This is a genomic window from Kribbella aluminosa, from assembly GCF_017876295.1.
Classification (GTDB): domain Bacteria; phylum Actinomycetota; class Actinomycetes; order Propionibacteriales; family Kribbellaceae; genus Kribbella; species Kribbella aluminosa.
On record NZ_JAGINT010000001.1, the window covers coordinates 3,402,513 to 3,418,823 of the forward strand.

Annotated in this window: 16 protein-coding genes; 13 read left to right on the forward strand and 3 right to left on the reverse strand. The window is 69.8% G+C overall.

Annotated features, from left to right (window positions below; translation table 11 throughout):
- Nucleotides 1-80 precede the first annotated feature (80 nt).
- Nucleotides 81-1,037, forward strand: a complete 957-nt coding sequence (locus JOF29_RS16275) for a DUF4037 domain-containing protein (RefSeq protein WP_209695029.1) — start codon at nucleotides 81-83, stop codon at nucleotides 1,035-1,037.
- On the opposite strand, the gene JOF29_RS16280 is transcribed toward JOF29_RS16275, so the two are convergent.
- Nucleotides 1,013-1,870, reverse strand: coding sequence for a LysR family transcriptional regulator (locus JOF29_RS16280; protein ID WP_209695030.1), 858 nt, complete (start codon nucleotides 1,868-1,870; stop codon nucleotides 1,013-1,015). The two genes, JOF29_RS16275 and JOF29_RS16280, sit on opposite strands and share 25 nt — an antisense overlap.
- Before the next feature lie 69 nt (nucleotides 1,871-1,939).
- Between JOF29_RS16280 and JOF29_RS16285 the strand changes: the two genes are divergently transcribed.
- The 11 genes from JOF29_RS16285 (at nucleotide 1,940) to JOF29_RS16335 (ending at nucleotide 12,744) form a co-directional block, all read left to right on the forward strand.
- Nucleotides 1,940-2,917: an EamA family transporter gene (locus tag JOF29_RS16285; protein WP_307863383.1), complete on the forward strand. Its 978-nt coding sequence runs from the start codon at nucleotides 1,940-1,942 to the stop codon at nucleotides 2,915-2,917.
- Nucleotides 2,918-2,926: 9 nt separating this feature from the next.
- The gene (locus JOF29_RS16290; RefSeq protein ID WP_209695031.1) at nucleotides 2,927-3,304 is read left to right on the forward strand and encodes a hypothetical protein; all 378 of its coding nucleotides are present in this window, start codon (nucleotides 2,927-2,929) and stop codon (nucleotides 3,302-3,304) included.
- A 78-nt stretch (nucleotides 3,305-3,382) separates the two neighbouring features.
- Nucleotides 3,383-3,757 carry a hypothetical protein gene (locus JOF29_RS16295; RefSeq protein WP_209695032.1) on the forward strand — a complete coding sequence of 125 codons (375 nt, stop codon included), beginning with the start codon at nucleotides 3,383-3,385 and terminating at the stop codon, nucleotides 3,755-3,757.
- 85 nt (nucleotides 3,758-3,842) lie between these two features.
- Nucleotides 3,843-4,157 (forward strand): integration host factor, actinobacterial type, encoded by a 315-nt coding sequence (gene mihF / locus JOF29_RS16300; RefSeq protein ID WP_141851332.1) that lies wholly within the window; start codon nucleotides 3,843-3,845, stop codon nucleotides 4,155-4,157.
- A 53-nt stretch (nucleotides 4,158-4,210) separates the two neighbouring features.
- Complete coding sequence (gene gmk, locus JOF29_RS16305; RefSeq protein ID WP_209695033.1) at nucleotides 4,211-4,831, forward strand: guanylate kinase; 621 nt, start codon at nucleotides 4,211-4,213, stop codon at nucleotides 4,829-4,831.
- Nucleotides 4,832-4,833: 2 nt separating this feature from the next.
- On the forward strand, nucleotides 4,834-5,139 hold the full coding sequence (rpoZ, locus tag JOF29_RS16310) for a DNA-directed RNA polymerase subunit omega (protein ID WP_209695034.1): 306 nt from the start codon (nucleotides 4,834-4,836) through the stop codon (nucleotides 5,137-5,139).
- An 88-nt stretch (nucleotides 5,140-5,227) separates the two neighbouring features.
- Nucleotides 5,228-6,478, forward strand: coding sequence for a bifunctional phosphopantothenoylcysteine decarboxylase/phosphopantothenate--cysteine ligase CoaBC (gene coaBC, locus JOF29_RS16315; protein WP_209695035.1), 1,251 nt, complete (start codon nucleotides 5,228-5,230; stop codon nucleotides 6,476-6,478).
- A gap of 331 nt (nucleotides 6,479-6,809) precedes the next feature.
- On the forward strand, nucleotides 6,810-7,757 hold the full coding sequence (locus JOF29_RS16320; protein WP_209695036.1) for a type IV toxin-antitoxin system AbiEi family antitoxin domain-containing protein: 948 nt from the start codon (nucleotides 6,810-6,812) through the stop codon (nucleotides 7,755-7,757).
- Nucleotides 7,758-8,259: 502 nt separating this feature from the next.
- On the forward strand, nucleotides 8,260-9,279 hold the full coding sequence (locus JOF29_RS16325) for a winged helix DNA-binding domain-containing protein (protein WP_209695037.1): 1,020 nt from the start codon (nucleotides 8,260-8,262) through the stop codon (nucleotides 9,277-9,279).
- Nucleotides 9,280-9,469: 190 nt separating this feature from the next.
- The gene (gene metK, locus JOF29_RS16330; RefSeq protein ID WP_209695038.1) at nucleotides 9,470-10,663 is read left to right on the forward strand and encodes a methionine adenosyltransferase; all 1,194 of its coding nucleotides are present in this window, start codon (nucleotides 9,470-9,472) and stop codon (nucleotides 10,661-10,663) included.
- Nucleotides 10,664-10,725: 62 nt separating this feature from the next.
- Nucleotides 10,726-12,744: a primosomal protein N' gene (locus tag JOF29_RS16335; protein WP_209695039.1), complete on the forward strand. Its 2,019-nt coding sequence runs from the start codon at nucleotides 10,726-10,728 to the stop codon at nucleotides 12,742-12,744.
- Nucleotides 12,745-12,773: 29 nt separating this feature from the next.
- Here the strand turns inward: JOF29_RS16335 and JOF29_RS16340 are convergent, their stop codons facing one another.
- Together JOF29_RS16340 and JOF29_RS16345 are read right to left on the reverse strand one after the other, a co-directional pair.
- A complete protein-coding gene (locus JOF29_RS16340; protein WP_209695040.1) occupies nucleotides 12,774-13,850 on the reverse strand; it encodes a phosphotransferase enzyme family protein in 1,077 nt (358 codons plus the stop codon).
- 185 nt (nucleotides 13,851-14,035) lie between these two features.
- A complete protein-coding gene (locus JOF29_RS16345; RefSeq protein WP_209695041.1) occupies nucleotides 14,036-15,025 on the reverse strand; it encodes an ArsR/SmtB family transcription factor in 990 nt (329 codons plus the stop codon).
- Between the two features lie 64 nt (nucleotides 15,026-15,089).
- Here JOF29_RS16345 and JOF29_RS16350 point away from each other — a divergent pair, with 64 nt between their 5' ends.
- Nucleotides 15,090-16,301 carry an MDR family MFS transporter gene (locus tag JOF29_RS16350; RefSeq protein ID WP_209695042.1) on the forward strand — a complete coding sequence of 404 codons (1,212 nt, stop codon included), beginning with the start codon at nucleotides 15,090-15,092 and terminating at the stop codon, nucleotides 16,299-16,301.
- Nucleotides 16,302-16,311 lie beyond the last annotated feature (10 nt).

The window sequence follows — 16,311 nt, forward strand, 5'->3', positions numbered from 1 at the left end:
CCGGTCGCCCGATCGGCCCGAGCCGGCCGACTCCTCCTGTCGAGCTGCAGAACGAGGCTGAGTATGCGATCTTCGTCGGCATGGGTTCGGGAGTCGAGTTGTGCCGAAGGTTCTACGACGACGTTGTTCGGCCGGTCGTCGGCGTACCGCACAGTGCCGCGTTGGTGGGGCGCGGGTCGGAGGTGCTCGGGTACGACGACGCGATGTCGGCGGACCACAACGGCGAGGCGCGGGTGGTGCTGTTCGTGCCGTACGGCGTCACCGTCGCGCCGGAGGTGCCTGACCGGTTCGAGGGGCGGCCGACGGCCGTCGAGATCCACACGATCCGCGCGTACCTCCAGTCGCAGCTCGGGTTCGATCCGGAGACGGAGCCGACAGTGCGGGACTGGCTCACGTTCCCGGAACACAACCTGCTGATGATGACCGCAGGCGCGGTCTTCCACGACGACCTCGGCCTGCAGGACGTGCGCGACCAGCTGGCGTACTACCCGGACGACGTGTGGCGGTACCTGATGATCGCCGCCTGGTGGCGGGTGCATCCCGAGATGAACCTCGCCGGCCGGGCCGGGTACGTGGGTGACGAACTCGGTTCGTCCTTGATCGGATCGCAGCTCGTGCAGGATCTCATGCGGTTGTGCTTCCTCGTGGAGCGCCAGTACGCGCCGTACTCGAAGTGGTTCGGTACGGCGTTCTCCCGGTTGACCTGCGGACCGGCGATCGGCCCGCTTCTGCAGACGGTGCTCCGGGCCGGGTCGTGGGAGCAGCGAGAGGAGGCACTCGCGGCGGCGTACCGGGCGGTGGGGGAGTTGCACAACAGGCTCGCGATCACTGCGCCGGTCGAGCTCGGTGTCGAGCAGTTGTGGGACCGTCCGTTCAAGGTCGTCTGGGGCGACTTCCCGGGCGCGCTGTCCGCCGCGATCGAGGATCCGAACGTACGCCGGATCGCCGACCGCTGGCCGGTCGGCGGCGTCGAACAGCTCCGCGACGTCCTGCACCGGGCCGGCGACCGCCGTCAGCTGCTGGAACTACTCGAGTAGAGCGCTGTCAGCAGCTCCACCGCGGCCTGGGTCGCCGGATGCGGGTCCGCACGCTGCCAGATCAGGTGTACGTCGACTGGCGGCGCGTCCCGCACCGGCCGGTACGTGACGCCGTCCCGCCGGTACTGCGTCGTCGTCGCCTGTGGCGTCATCCCGACGCACCGGCCCGAGGCGACCGCCGACAGCCAGTCGTCGACGTCCTGCGTGTACTCGATCACCGGGCGAGCGTCCTCCGGCCAGAGATCAGCCGTGGTACTTCCGGTCCGCCGGTCGATGACGAGTGTCCTGGTGCGGAGCTGGTCGAGCGTGACGGCCCGCTTGCGGGTGAGCGGGTCGTCGGCGGGCAGAGCGCAGTACCGCTGCTCCTGCGTGAGCAGTACGTGCGCGAAGCGGTGGAGGTCCAGGTGGCTGCGGATCACCGCGAGGTCGCACAGCCCCTCGGCGAGTCCGCCGGTCGGGGTGTTGGTGCGGATGAGCTGTATCTCGATGCCGGGATGCTCGGCCGTCCACCGGCGCTGGAACTCGCGCGTGTGGCTGCCGAACGCCGACCACGCGTGCCCGACGCGTAGCCGGCTGTGTCCGCTGGTCGCGTCGGCCACTAGTTCGTCGATCTCGGCGAGGACGTGCCGCGCGCGGGCGAGGACCCGGACGCCGACGGTGGTCGGGGTGAGCGACCGGCTGGTGCGGTGCAGCAGACGGACGCCGAGTTCGCGTTCGAGCGCCAGCAGGTTGCGGGACACTGCGGCCTGCGAGATCCCGAGCTCGATCGCGGCGTCGGTGAACGTGCCGGAGTCCACGATCTCCACCAGGCACCGCAGCTGCCGGATATCCATGACTCCAGCGTATAGATCCCGCTGTCGCCGCATTTTGCACACGGCCGCGGGGAGCGGATCCTCGGGATCGTGAGGCGAGATCGGTTGGTCGGTGTGGTGATGATGCTCGGCAGCGGGCTGTCGACGCAGGTCGGTGCGTCGGTGGCGGCGCTGGCGTTCCCGGTGATCGGCCCGGCGGGCGTGGTCGCGATCCGGCAGTGGGTCGCCGCCCTCCTGCTGCTCGCCGTCGGCCGTCCGCGACTACGCACGATCACCGCCCGCCAGTGGCGCACAGTGATCGCCCTGGCAGCGGTCTTCGCAGTGATGAACCTGTCCCTCTACACGGCCATCGACCGGGTAGGCCTCGGCATGGCGGTCACGCTCGAATTCCTGGGACCGCTCGCCGTTGCGCTGCTGGGCTCGCGGCGCCTCCTCGACCTGGTCTGCGCACTCGTCGCCGCACCCGCCGTCATCCTCCTCACCCGTCCGCAGGCAACAACCGACTACCTGGGCATCGGACTGGGTCTGCTCGCCGCACTCTGCTGGGCGTTCTACATCCTCCTGAACCGAAAGGTCGGAAGAGAGTTGCCGGGCGCAACAGGTGCCGCCGCGGCAGCGGGCCTCTCCGGGTTGGCCTACGTACCGGTCGGAATCGTCGTACTGACGCATCACCCCGCAACGCTCGCTTCCGCGACGTACGCGCTGGCCGCCGGCGTGCTCTCGTCGGCCGTCCCGTACTTCGTCGACGTATTGACGCTGCGCCGGGTCCCGGCCCAGTTCTTCGGCGTGTTCATGAGCGTGAACCCGGTACTCGCGGCCCTCGTCGGGCTCGTCGTACTGCATCAGAAGCCGGCCGTGCTCGACTGGATCGCGATCCTCGTGATCGTGTCCGCGAACGCGGCGGCGGTGACGTTCGGGGGCACGTTCGGCGCTGACGCAGTACGTCACAAACGGGTTCCAGTCGCGGAGTGCGATGTTCTTCACGGCGTGCCGGAGCTTGCGGTGACCCCAGCGTTCGGAAAGGTGTCGGCGGACGGGGAGCCACGGTCTTCCCGCACGACACAGTGAAGGAACACGATGCGGAAGCTGGCAGCCCTCGCGGCGGTTGTGACGATGAGTGTTGGCGCCCTGACGGCCTGCTCGGGTGGCAACTACTGCAACGACCTGAAGAGCTACGTCGACACCGGCAAGAACCTGGACACCAAGAAGTCCGGGGACCTGGACAAGATCCTGTCGGAGTCGAAGAAGGTCGAGAAGTCGGCGCCGAAGGACCTGAAGGACGACTGGAAGGTCGTCGTCGACTACATCGGCAAGGTGAAGGACGCCAACGGCGACACCACCAAGCTGGCGGAGCTCGCGAAGTCCGAGCTGCCGAAGATCCAGTCGGCGCAGGAAGCGATCACCAAGCAGGCCAAGGACTCCTGCAAGATCGACATGAACAGCACCGGTAACTGATCCACAGTGGGTGCAGTTGGTGGGACGGCTCTGCCCGTTCCGTCCCACCGGCCCACCCGGGTAGTAGCGTGACCGTCCGTGAAGCGAACTCTTGCCGTTCTCGCGACCGTGGCTGCCGGTGCCGGTGTGCTGACCGCCTGTACCGATGATCAGGCGTACTGCGTCGATCTGGCCAAGTACGCCGCCAAGGTGGTCGACGTCGACCCGCAGAAGCCGGTCGACTACGTGAAGATCCTGGACCAGGCGAAGAAGCTCCAGGGCTCCGCCCCGAAGGACGTCAAGGACGACTGGGGCGTCGTCGTGGCGTTCGCCGAGAAGGCCAGGAAGGCCGGTTCGGACAAGGCCGAGCTGGCCAGGCTGAGCAAGCAGACCGGCGCCGTGATGACGGCGTACAAGAACATCTCGGGCCAGGCGAAGGACAGCTGCAAGGTCGACCTGCCGAAGCTGAACTGACGACTCGACCCGACGTCGGCCGAACCTCGGGCTGAACCCGTGTTAGGTTCCCTTGCGAAGCCATACAACGGGACAAGGTGAAACGGTGCCACTTCCTACTTTGACTCCGGAGCAGCGTGCGGCAGCTCTGGACAAGGCCGCGGCGGCGCGGCGTGAACGAGCCGAGATCAAGAACCGGATCCGGCACTCGGGAGCGTCTCCGACGGAGGTGCTGCACGAGGGGCAGACGAACGACGTGATCGGCAAGATGCGGGTCAGCCAGCTGCTGCAGTGCATTCCGGGCGTCGGCAAGGTCCGGGCGCAGCAGATCATGGAGCGCGCGGGCATCTCCGAGACCCGGCGGGTCCGCGGCCTGGGTTCGAACCAGATCGCGGCGCTCGAGCGCGAATTCGCCGAGTGACCCCAGTGAGCCGAACCGAAACTCTGTCCGGCTCGTTGGACACTGGTGTGACGATGACCACGCACCCGAACGATCCTGCTCCGGCCGGCAGCGGCGAGCGGCCGCCGGCCCGGCTGACCGTGCTGGCCGGACCGACCGCGGTCGGCAAGGGCACGGTGGCGGCCGACATCCGGGAGCGGTACCCGGACATCTGGATCTCGGTGTCGGCGACCACCCGCAAGCCACGGCCGAACGAAGTACACGGCGTGCACTACCTGTTCGTGTCGGACGCCGAGTTCGACCGGATGATCGCCGACGGCGAGCTGCTTGAGTGGGCGGTGGTGCACAAGGCGGCCCGGTACGGTACGCCGCGGCAGCCGGTGCTCGACAAGCTCGCCGAGGGCCGGCCGGCGCTGCTGGAGATCGACCTGCAGGGCGCCCGGCAGGTCCGCGAGACGATGCCGGAGGCACAGTTCGTGTTCCTGGCGCCGCCGAGCTGGGACGAGCTGGTCCGGCGGCTGGTCGGTCGCGGTACCGAGACGCCGGAGGAGCGCGAACGCCGGCTCGAGACCGCGGTGCTGGAACTGGCGGCCGAGAAGGAGTTCGACGTGACGATCGTGAACGCCTCGGTTCGGGCGGCCGCCGATCAGTTGGTAAAGTTGATTCGATCACCCTCCATCTCTGGAAAGAGCTGAACTTGTCTGGCAACCAGCCCGTCGCCATCGGCATCACGTCGCCGCCGATCGACGACCTGCTCACCCACACCGACTCGAAGTACAAGCTGGTGCTGTACTCGGCCAAGCGGGCGCGGCAGATCAACGCCTACTACTCGCAGCTCGGCGAAGGCCTGCTCGAGTACGTCGGACCGCTGGTCGAGACGCACGTCCAGGAGAAGCCGCTGTCGATCGCCATGCGCGAGATCAACGACGGTGTCCTGACCTGCACCGACATCGACCCCGAGGCCGAGGCGGAAGCCGCCGCAGCCGCGGAGAAGTCCGAGTAGCTGACTCAACCGGGAACGGAGTCGAGCGATGTCCGCAACCGGTGAGAACGAGACCCCTGGGACCTCAGTGGCCCCGGGGGGTTCTGGCGTGCCCAAGCACAAGCCCAATGTCGTCCTGGGTGTCGGCGGCGGTATCGCGGCGTACAAGGTCTGTGACCTGCTGCGACGGCTGACCGAGTCCGGGCACAGCGTCCGGGTGGTGCCGACGGCGGCGGCGCTGGAGTTCGTCGGTGCGGCGACCTGGGCGGCGCTGTCCGGGAAGCCGGTGACCGCGGACCCGTTCGACGACGTACACGAAGTGCCGCACGTCCGGATCGGCAAGGCCGCCGAGCTGGTCGTGGTGGCGCCCGCCACCGCGAACCTGATCGCCAAGGCCGCTCACGGGCTGGCGGACGACCTGCTGACGAACACGCTGCTGACCGCGCGCTGCCCGATCCTGTTCGCGGCCGCGATGCACACCGAGATGTGGGAACACCCGGCGACGCAGGCGAACGTCGCGACGCTGCGTTCGCGGGGGATCACGGTCCTCGATCCGGCGGTCGGGCGGTTGACCGGCGCCGACACCGGACGCGGCCGGTTGCCGGAGCCGTCGGAGATCTTCGCGATCAGCCAGCTGATGCTCGCCGACGAGGCGGCACGTGCCGCCGGGCAGTCGGTGGCCGATCTGACCGGGAAGCACGTGCTGATCAGTGCCGGCGGGACGCGCGAACACCTGGATCCGGTGCGGTACCTCGGCAACTCGTCGTCCGGGAAGCAGGGCTACGCCCTGGCGCGGATCGCGGCCGCCCGGGGCGCGAAGGTGACGCTGGTCGCCGCCAACTCCGAGCTGCCCGACCCGGCCGGCGTGCAGGTGGTGCCGGTGGTGTCGGCCCAGGAGCTGTACGACGAGATCACCGGCCGGGCCGCCGACGCGGACGCGATCGTGATGGCCGCCGCGGTCGCGGACTTCCGCCCGGCCGACGTCGTCGAACACAAGATCAAGAAGACCGCCGACGGCGCCGTACCTGCCGTGAACCTGGTGCAGAACCCCGACATCCTGCACACCATCTCGCACGACCGCGCCCGCCCCGACCAGATCATCGTCGGCTTCGCCGCCGAAACCGGCGACGCCGACCACACGGTCCTGGACCTCGGCCGAGCCAAACTCGAACGCAAAGGCTGCGACCTCCTGGTCGTCAACGACGTCTCCGGCGGCAAGGTCTTCGGCAGCGACCTCAACGAAGCCGTAATCCTCGACCGCGCCGGCACCGCCCTCCCCGTCCCCTCCGGCTCAAAAGACGCCCTCTCCGGCGTCATCTGGAACCTCGTCGCCACCCACTGGCCCACACCCCGGCCCTAGCCCCGCCCCCGGCCCTAGCCCCCCGGCCCGCCCGCCCGGCCACCGGCTCGCCCGGCCACCTGCCCGGCTCGCCCGGCCGCCTGCTCGCCCGGCCACCTGCCCGGCTCGCCCGGCCGCCTGCCCGCCCGGCCCCCGGCCCACCCGCCCGTATTGGCCGCCCGTATTGCCCGCCGTGCAAGGGCCATTTGAGGGGTGAACCTCTCAGCTGGACCGTTTGCTGTCGGCATGCGGGGGGCGAACGGACCATGTCAGGGGTGAACCTCTGAAACGGCTGTCCACAGAAGGCCGAATCGGGGTCCCACGAGGTATGGGTAGCAGCCACGCTGTACGGGTGAACTCGAATCTCGAAGTGGTGGCGGCGCGACAGGGTGGCGTCTTCAGTCGGCGGCAGGCACTCCTCAGCGGCTACACGCCGCGGCAGATCCGGCTGCGGATCGGCGATGGCAGGTGGGTTCGCATCCGCCACGGGCAGTACGCCGAGCGGCTCGACCTGGCCGCGCTCGAGCCCTGGGTAGCGGCCCGGCAGGAACATCTACGGAGGATTCATGCCGTGGTGAACTCACGGCGGCACCGCGCGGTCGCGGTCAGTCATCAGTCAGCCCTGGCGCTACACGGGTTGCCGCTCTGGGGGCTCGACCTGAGTCGGGTGCACATCACCCGGCGTGGTGAGCCGGCCAGCGGGGCGGTCGCGGGTGTGCAGTACCACGCAGGCGGGCTGGTGGACGCCGACCTCGCCCGGGTCGGCGGGCTGGTGACGACCACGGTCGCGCGTGCTGTGTTCGAGACCGCCTGTACGACGTCCTTCGAGGCCTCCGTCGTGAGCTTCGACGCCGCGCTGCGCGATCACCCGATGAGTGCGGACGACGTACGCCGGCTGCTCGATGCCACGGAGTACTGGCCGGGTAGCGCGACGGCGCGGGCCGCCCTGAACTTCGGTGACCCTGGTTCGGAGTCGGTCGGCGAATCCCGCCTGCGGGTTCTCATTGCCGACCACGGGTTGCCGGCGCCCATGCTGCAGGTCGAGTTCTACGACGCCCGTGGGTTCATCGCGCGCGTCGACTTCTTCTTCGCCGAGTTCAACACCGTGCTGGAGTTCGACGGCAGGATCAAGTACGTGGGGGCGTCCGGCGAGGTGCTGATCGCGGAGAAGTTGCGTGAGGACCGGCTGCGAGCGCGAGGTCTCCAGGTCGTTCGGGCCGACTGGTCGGACCTCGACACACCGGCCCGGCTGCTGTCCGACCTCCACGGCGCGTTCGCCCGCTCGCGCAATGCGGCGTGAGCGTCGGCCGTTCGAGGGTTGACCTCTCAGCTTGCCCGTTCACCCAGTGCATGACGCCGGTGAACGGGCAACGGGAAGGGTTCACCTCTCAAACGTGGCCCGGCCGTTGGGGACAAGAGGACAGAAGCTGTCCGCTTTCGGTTCTAGAGTCGCCGGTATGGAGATCACCTGGGGCGCGGTTGTCGCGCGGCGAATGCGGCGGCACGGCCTGGCAGCGCAGTCCGACACGGCGAGGTCCGGCGCGGCGAGGTCCGGCGCGGCGGGGTTTGGTGGAGCGGGTGTCGGCACGGCGGGCGTTGGTACGGCGGCGTCTGGTGGGGCAGGCGTTGGTACGGCGGGGTCCGGTGCGGCGGGGGCTGGTGGAGCGGGCGTTGGTACGGCGGGGGCTGGTGGGGTGGGCGTTGGTACGGCGGGGGCTGGTGGAGCGGGCGTTGGTACGGCGGGGGCTGGTGGGGTGGGCGTTGGTGGGGCGTTTGGGTCGGTGGTGGATGCGGTGCGGGGGATGTGTGGGGCGCATGCGCAGGTTGCGGTGGCGGGGGAGATGTCGGTGGCGTTGCGGGTGCAGGGGGCGAACCGGGAGACGGTGCAGCGGGACGAGGGGCTTGTGAAGACGTTTGGGCCGCGGGGGACTGTGCATCTGCTGCCGCTGGACGATCTGCCGATGTGGACCGGTGCGCTGTCCGCGATCCCGGCGAACGGGCTGCAACCCGAGCCGATCCGGATGACCCCGGACGAGGTCGACCAGGTGGTCGTCGCGATCGGCGAGGCCCTCGCGCACGAGGATCTGACCGTCGACGAGTTGACCGAGGAAGTCGTACGGCGGACCGGTGAATGGGCCCGAACTCCGACCATCCCCGCGTTCCAGGGCGCCTGGGCCCGCTGGCGGCAGGCGGTTCACGTGGCCGCGCAGGCCGGGGTCCTCTGCCACGGTCCGCTCCGCGGGAGGCTCACGACGTACTCGAACCCGCACCGCCTCCGCCCGTTCGACCCGATGCCGGCCGAGAAGGCCCTCACCGAGCTGCTCCACCGGTACCTGTACTCGTACGGCCCGGCGACACCACAGCAATTCGCGCGCTGGCTGAAGGCGACGCCGACCATGGTCAAGCCGTACTTCGAGGAGCTGCCGCAGGCGACCCTGGCAGACCAAACCGTATGGTATGCACCCGGCGACGGCGACTTCCCGGAGGACCCCGTCGACGGCGTACGTCTGCTGCCGTACTTCGACGCGTACGGCGTCGGCAGCTACCCGAGGGAGCTGCTCTTCCCCGGCAAGGCGTTCGAGCGCGCGACGGCACGCGGTCAGGCCGGGAACTACCCGCTGCTGCTCGTCGACGGCATCGTCGCGGGCGTCTGGCACCAGAAGAAGTCCGGCCGGACGCTGCACGTCACCGTCGAGGCGCTCACGCCGCTGAACCGGCGCCGCCGCAAGTTGCTGGACGCCGAGGTGGACCGGTTGGGTGCCATCCTCGGTGTTGCGCCCTCGCTCACACTCGGCGACGTGACAGTCGGTGCGCACGCGTGAAACCCGGCCATCCATCCAGTATGTGATCGCCGGTCTCGCATGTCGGACGAATTCGGAGCGTCGCCGGGATCCCGGGGGAAACTGCTGGCATACTTCCCAGATGCATCGCCAACCGCCGGTGCATGGGGGGATCGCGCGGCCGTGCCCATCGCTCAGCCGGGCGGCACACGAGGAATTCGAAGGAGAACCTGTGGCGAGGCGCCTTTTCACGTCCGAGTCCGTGACCGAAGGTCACCCGGACAAGATTGCTGACCAGATCAGCGACTCCATCCTCGACGCGTTGCTGGCCGAGGACCCGAAGAGCCGGGTCGCGGTCGAGACCCTGATCACCACGGGTCTGGTCGTCGTCGCGGGTGAGGTCACCACGACGGCGTACGTCGACATCCCGGGGATCGTGCGGTCGCGCATCCTCGAGATCGGCTACGACTCGTCCCTCAAGGGCTTCGACGGCGCGTCCTGTGGGGTGCAGGTCGCGATCGGGAGCCAGTCGCCGGACATCGCCCAGGGCGTGGACACGGCGTACGAGACGCGTTCGGACGCGTCCAAGGACGAGCTGGACCTGCAGGGTGCGGGCGACCAGGGGCTGATGTTCGGCTACGCGTGCGACGAGACGCCGGAGCTGATGCCGCTGCCGATCACGATCGCGCACCGGCTGTCCGAGCGGCTCGCCGAGGTCCGCAAGAACGGCACGCTGGCCTACCTGCGCCCGGACGGCAAGACCCAGGTCACCATCGAGTACGACGGTGACAAGGCGGTCCGGATCGACACCGTGGTGGTGTCCAGCCAGCACGCGGCGGACATCAACCTGGACACGATGCTGTCGCCGGACATCAAGAAGCACGTGGTCGACCCGGTGCTCGAGCAGTTCGACATCGACGCGACCGGTTACAAGCTGCTGGTGAACCCGACCGGCCGGTTCGAGGTCGGCGGCCCGATGGGTGACGCCGGGCTGACCGGGCGGAAGATCATCATCGACACGTACGGCGGGATGGCGCGGCACGGTGGTGGCGCGTTCTCCGGCAAGGACCCGTCCAAGGTGGACCGGTCGGCGTCGTACGCGATGCGCTGGGTGGCGAAGAACATCGTCGCCGCCGGGCTGGCCGCGCGGGCCGAGTGCCAGGTCGCGTACGCGATCGGCAAGGCCGCGCCGGTCGGCTTCTACGTCGACACGTTCGGCACCGAGACCGTGCCGGTGGAGAAGATCACCGAGGCGGTCCGCGAGGTCTTCGACCTGCGTCCGGCGGCGATCATCCGGGACCTGGAGCTGCTCCGGCCGATCTACGCCCAGACCGCGCGGAACGGCCACTTCGGCCGCACCGGCGAGGACTTCACGTGGGAGCGTACGGATCGCGTCGAGGCGCTCAAGGCCGCGATCAACAAGTAGTTGTCCACAGGCGGACGGCAGTGCAGACCCGCACTGCCGTCCCGCCGGACTAACATTCCCGGGTGACATCGGACTCGCCGGAGCAGCTGACGCTGTTGCGGGACACCGTGCGCAAATCGCGCACCAAGGAGCCCGCGCCGATCACCACGACGTTGCCGGTGGCCCGGATCGCGGTCGATGTCTCGCTCCCGCATCTGGACCGGCCGTTCGACTATCTCGTCCCGGACGACCTGGCGGCGACCGCGCAGCCAGGTGCACGGGTGAAGGTGCGGTTCGCCGGCAAGGACCTGGACGGGTTCGTGCTGGAGCGGCTGGAGACGTCCGACCACGACGGCAAGCTGGTCCGGCTCCGCAGGGTGGTCTCCGGCGAGCGCGTGCTGACTCCGGAGATCGCTGACCTGTGCCGGGCGGTCGCCGATCGGTACGCCGGGGTGTTCGCGGATGTCACGCGGCTGGCGGTGCCGCCCCGGCACGCCAAGGTCGAGGGCGAGCCGTTGTGCTGCGACCAGCCGCCGCGTCCGCCGGCGTCGACGTCCCGCTCGGAGTGGTCGCCGTACCCGACGGGTTTCCTGGACGCGGTCGAGCGGGGCGAGGCGCCGCGCGCGGTGTGGACCGCCGTACCGGGGGCCGATTGGCCGCTCGCGTTCGCGCAGGCGGCGGCTGCGTGTGCTGCGTCGGGTCGGGGTGCGTTGCTGCTGGCTCCGGATGCGCGGGACCTGGAGCGGTTGGCGGGTGCTTGCCGGGCGGTGCTCGGGGAGACCGGGTTCGTCACGCTGTCGGCCGATCTCGGGCCGACGGCTCGTTATCGCGCGTTCCTGTCCGCGTTGCACGGGCGGGCGCGGGTGGTGATCGGGACGCGTGCGGCGGCGTTCGCGCCGGTGGCGGATCTGGGGCTGGTGGCGATGTGGGACGACGGCGACGAGTCGTACGCCGAGCCGCGCGCGCCGTACCCGCATGCCCGGGAAGTCCTTCTGCTGCGGGCGTTCCGGCAGAACTGTGCGGCGCTGCTCGGTGGGTACGCGCGGTCCGCGGAGGCGGCGGCGCTCGTCGAGTCCGGGTTCGCGCACGAGCTGATCGCGGACCGGAAGGTGATCCGCGCGGCGGCGCCGTCGGTGCACATCGCGGGGGAGTCCGACATCGACCTGAAGCGCGACCCGTCGGCACGGGCGGCGCGGTTGCCGCACCGGGCGTTCGAGATCGCGCGGGAAGGGCTGCGGTCCGGGCCGGTGCTGGTCCAGGTGCCGCGGGCCGGGTACTTGCCGAGCCTCGTCTGTCAGACGTGCCGGGCGCCGTCGCGGTGTGCGACCTGCGGCGGCACGTTGCGACGTACCGGGGGAGCGGGGCCGGCGAGCTGCAGCGTGTGCGGCCGGCCGGCCGCGGACCATCGGTGCCCGGAGTGCGGGGACACCCGGATGCGCGCGGCGATCGTCGGAGCCCGTCGTACGGCGGAGGAACTGGGGCGGGCGTTCCCTGGGGTCGTCGTGCGTACGTCGGGTGGCGACAACGTGCTCGACGTCGTGCCGGACGCCCCGGCGTTGATCGTCAGTACGCCCGGCGCCGAGCCGGTCGCCGAGGGCGGGTACGCCGCGGGGCTGCTGCTCGACACCTGGCTGCTGCTGTCCCGCCCCGACCTGCGAGCCGCTGAGGAAGCCGTCCGCCGCTGGTTCAACGCGGCCGCGCTGGTCCGCGCGGGCGCTCCGGTGATCCTGGTCGGCGACCCGTCCGCCCTTCCGCTCCAGGCGATCGTCCGCTGGAGTCCGGAAGGGTACGCCCTCCGCGAGATCGAGGAACGCCGTACCGCCCGCCTGGCCCCCGCCGCGAAACTCGCCGAACTCACCGGTCCGCCGGAATCCGTGAACGACCTGATCACCCGCCTCCGCGAGCTGATCCCGCCCTCCGCCGGCCTGGAGGTCCTGGGCCCGGTAGACGTCGACGACGAAACCGCGCGCGCCGTGGTCCGCACCCCCCGCACCCACGGCGCCACGCTGGTCCGCTCCCTCAAGGAAGCCCAATCGGCCCGCACCACCAAGAAGAACCCCGGCACGGTCCGCGTGCAGGTCGACCCACCCAGCTTCGGCTGAGCATCGTCGGGCTGCCCGCCGGCACCCTGCTAGCCGCGGAACGCCCTCCTGGTCGCCGCCGCGGTGGTCGTGAAGTACTCCGCCGGCTCCAGGAACCACCATTCGTTGAACGGCACACCGTTGGTGAGATCACGCCGGTAGCCGAAGCACACCAGGTAGAGCGGCCTGATGTACATCACCGCTTCGAGCCGGTCGAGCTCCTCGTCGGTCAGCTCGACGTGCTTGCGGTACGCCGCGACGACCGCCTCGACGCGCTCCTCGTTGGTGCTTCTCGTCGGCGCCCAGTTCCCGGTTCCCCAGAGCAGGAACGCGAGATCGGCGAGTCGCGGTCCGCGTCCGGACGCCGTCCAGTTGATTGCCACCGGCCCGTTCTTGCCGACGATCGCGTGATCGGGGGCATGCAGGAGATTGCCGTGCAGCAGTCCCTCGGGCAGACCCTCGCCGTCGTCCGCCGAGCGCACCTGGTCGAGGAGCCGCTCGAACCGCTCGCGGTCAGCCGCCCCGACCTTCGTGTCCACGGCGTCGAGGAATGCCAGGCCCGCCAGGAGGTCCTGCCGCGGTTTCCCCATCCGGCGGGCGTCCTCACCACTCGCCCCGCCGGGCCGGCTGACGGACTCGTCGTACGGCAGCGCGTGCAGTCGCCCGAGCATGTCAGCCATGATGCGGAAGTCCTCGATGCCGCCGGGCAGCGGGACGCTCTCGAGGAACTCGGTGACGAGGACCGCGCTTCCGTCGAAGTCGGACACCGCGTCGTCGACCGCGAGGCGTTCCGCGGGGTAGTCGTGCTGCTCGAGAAATCGCAGTACTGCGGCATCGCCCTCGACGCCGGACCTCGGCCGGGCCGGCGGAAACGCCCGCGCGATCCACGGGGGACCGTCGTTCCGGTCGATGCGGAAGACGTACGTCTTGTGCACGCTGAGCTTCGTCGCCGCGACCGCGTCGATACCGTAGCGATTCCGCAGGTGGACGAGCAGCCGATCGGCGTCCGGCTCGTGGTAGATGCGGTCGCTCAGACCCTCGAGATCGGTCAGCGATTCCGTGTACCGCTGGCCGGTCTCCTCGGCGTGCCGCCGTACGACCTTCTTGAAATTGCCGTCCTTCGTCATGACAAGCCTCCTCGTCAGCACCCTCGTCCCCCAGTGACGTGGTGTTCAGAGATGGCCTGCTGGCATCGACGACCGAGAGGGCAGATTCCCCTTCGCCCGATGGAACCCCGACTGGGGCGGATGTCCCACGGCTCGGCGACCGGTCGGCGCCGTCTGCCAAATCTGTCCGATCCCCACGGCCGTTGTCAAGCAGTCGTTGCCAGCGTCGTGGAGGCGGAGAGCAGTTGGCTGCCGAGGGACGTGCGGTGGTAGAGGACGGTGCGGCCGTCGCGGCGGGAGGCGACCACTCCGGCGTTGCGGAGGATGCCGAGGTGGACGCTGAGGGTGGGGGCGGAGACGCCCAGTTGGTGGGCCAGGTGGGTGGTGGACATGGGGAGATCCAGGTGGCTGACGATGGCGGCGCGGGTGCGGCCGACCAGGTCTGCGAGAGGGGAGTCCGTGGTGTCCTGGCGGTCTTCCCAGAGGCGGCCCAGGCCTCGTGGTGGGTAGGTGACGGTGGGGACGTGGGGTGCACCGGTTACTGCCAGGCCGGCGGGCCAGGTGAATACGCACGGCACGAGCAGCAGACCCTGCCCTGCCATCGGCTCGCCGTCGCAGCAGTACGGCCGGTCGATCTCGATCCGGTCGCCGCTGTAGCTGATCGACGGATGCAGGTTGCGGAAGAGCCGCTCGATCCCGCCACTGGCGAGTTGGTCCAGCCGGAACGCCAGGTCCTCCTGCAGCAGCGACCGCATCCGGCGCCAGTCCGGCTCGATGGCGCGGCGCCAGTACGACTCGAGCGCGGACGTGATGCGATCGAGGGCGCGGGCCGGGTGGTCGACAAGCTCGGGGAGCAGCGGGTGTGGGGTGTCCGCGTGCAGTTTGCCGATCTCGTTCACCACGAGGTCGTGTGGTGTGGCGGCGATCGCGGCCAGGCCCGACTCGAAGCTCGTCGACCGCCGGGGCGGTGCCGGGGTGAGGAAATCCGGGATATAGCCGTACGACGGGATCAGGGCCCTGAGCAACGTCAGATCGTCGCCCTCGATCACCGGCCGGACCTTCTGCAGCCACGGCCCGTGCACGCTCCGCGCGGTGTTGTTGCTCAGCGCCCGCACGCTCGTCACGGCCTCCCACACCGGCGACAGCGCGAACCGGATCCGCCCGACATCCGCCGCGTTCAACCTGATCGTGATCACCGGGCCAGATTAGCCCTGAGACTAATCGTCGACAACGGCCCGGCGACCCCGGACAGTTGGGCCCATGAGCTCAACCGCCGTCGGCAACTCCCGGTCCACCGCTCTTCCGCGGGCGTTCTGGGCGCTGTGGGCGTGCCAGTTGGTCAACCGGCTCGGCAGCTTCGTGCAACCGTTCCTCGTTCTCTACCTCACCCACGACCGCCACCTGTCCGCCGGTACGGCGGGAGCGGTCGCGGCCGCCGTCGGCGCCGGGACCGTGACCGCGCAGCTCGCCGGTGGCTTCCTCGCCGACCGCGTCGGCCGCCGCCTGACGATGCTGGTCTGCTTCTTCGGCACCGCCGCCGCGCTGATCCTGCTCGGCTCCGCCCGCGAGATGGCGCTGATCTGGGTGAGCGCGTTCCTCGTCGGCCTGCTCGGCGACCTGTTCCGCCCCGCCGTACAGGCGACCGTGGCGGACCTGCTCGACCCGACCGAGCGGGTCCGCGCGTACGGCCTGCTGTTCTGGGCGATCAACCTCGGCTTCTCGGTCTCGACCGTCAGCGCGGGCGTCCTCGCCTCGGTCGGGTACGGCCTGCTGTTCTGGTTGAACGCCGGTACGTCGGTGATCGCCGGCGTGGTGATCTGGGCGCTCGTCCCGGAGAGCCGGCCGGTCCTCGACGAGAGCACGCCGCGCCGCCCGGTGCTCGGCGTCGCGCTCCGGGACACCGTGTTCCTGCTGATGATCCTGATCCAGATCGGCTACGCGACGATCTACATGCAGGGCTACTCGACGCTGCCGCTCGCGATGTCGGACGACGGCCTCAGCTCCCGGACGTACGGGCTGGTGATCGCGCTGAACGGCGTGGTGATCGTGCTCGCGCAGCCGTTCCTGGCCCGCTGGATGGTGAAGCTCGATCGCCCGAAGCTGCTGGCGATCTCGATGCTGGTGGTCGGTCTCGGCTTCGGTGTCGGTGCTGTCGTCCACAGCTGGTGGGGGTACGGGCTGTCGGTCGTGGTGTGGACGCTCGGCGAGATCGGGTTCGCGGCGGTGATCGGCGCGGTGTTCGCCGACCTGGCGCCGATCGACCTGCGCGGGCGGTACATGGGCCTGTCCGGGATGGCGTTCGGCGTCGGCACGGTGATCGGCCCGCTGGCCGGTACGAACGCGCTGGAGCACTTCGGGCCGACCGTCACCTGGCTCGGCTGCGCCGTACTCGGCGTCGCGATCTTCATCGGCCAGTACTCGCTGGCACCCGCTCTGCACGCCCGAGCCGAAGCGAACGCCGCTGTCTCGTAGGGTGGCGGGT

Coding starts and splice junctions, on each gene's coding strand:
- JOF29_RS16280 (WP_209695030.1), bottom strand. CDS start 1,870: ATGGATATCCGGCAGCTGCGGTGCCTGGTGGAGATCGTGGACTCCGGC.
- JOF29_RS16340 (WP_209695040.1), bottom strand. CDS start 13,850: ATGACGAAGGACGGCAATTTCAAGAAGGTCGTACGGCGGCACGCCGAG.
- gmk (WP_209695033.1), top strand. CDS start 4,211: ATGACCACGCACCCGAACGATCCTGCTCCGGCCGGCAGCGGCGAGCGG.
- JOF29_RS16275 (WP_209695029.1), top strand. CDS start 81: ATGGGTTCGGGAGTCGAGTTGTGCCGAAGGTTCTACGACGACGTTGTT.
- JOF29_RS16325 (WP_209695037.1), top strand. CDS start 8,260: ATGTGTGGGGCGCATGCGCAGGTTGCGGTGGCGGGGGAGATGTCGGTG.
- JOF29_RS16290 (WP_209695031.1), top strand. CDS start 2,927: ATGCGGAAGCTGGCAGCCCTCGCGGCGGTTGTGACGATGAGTGTTGGC.
- JOF29_RS16350 (WP_209695042.1), top strand. CDS start 15,090: ATGAGCTCAACCGCCGTCGGCAACTCCCGGTCCACCGCTCTTCCGCGG.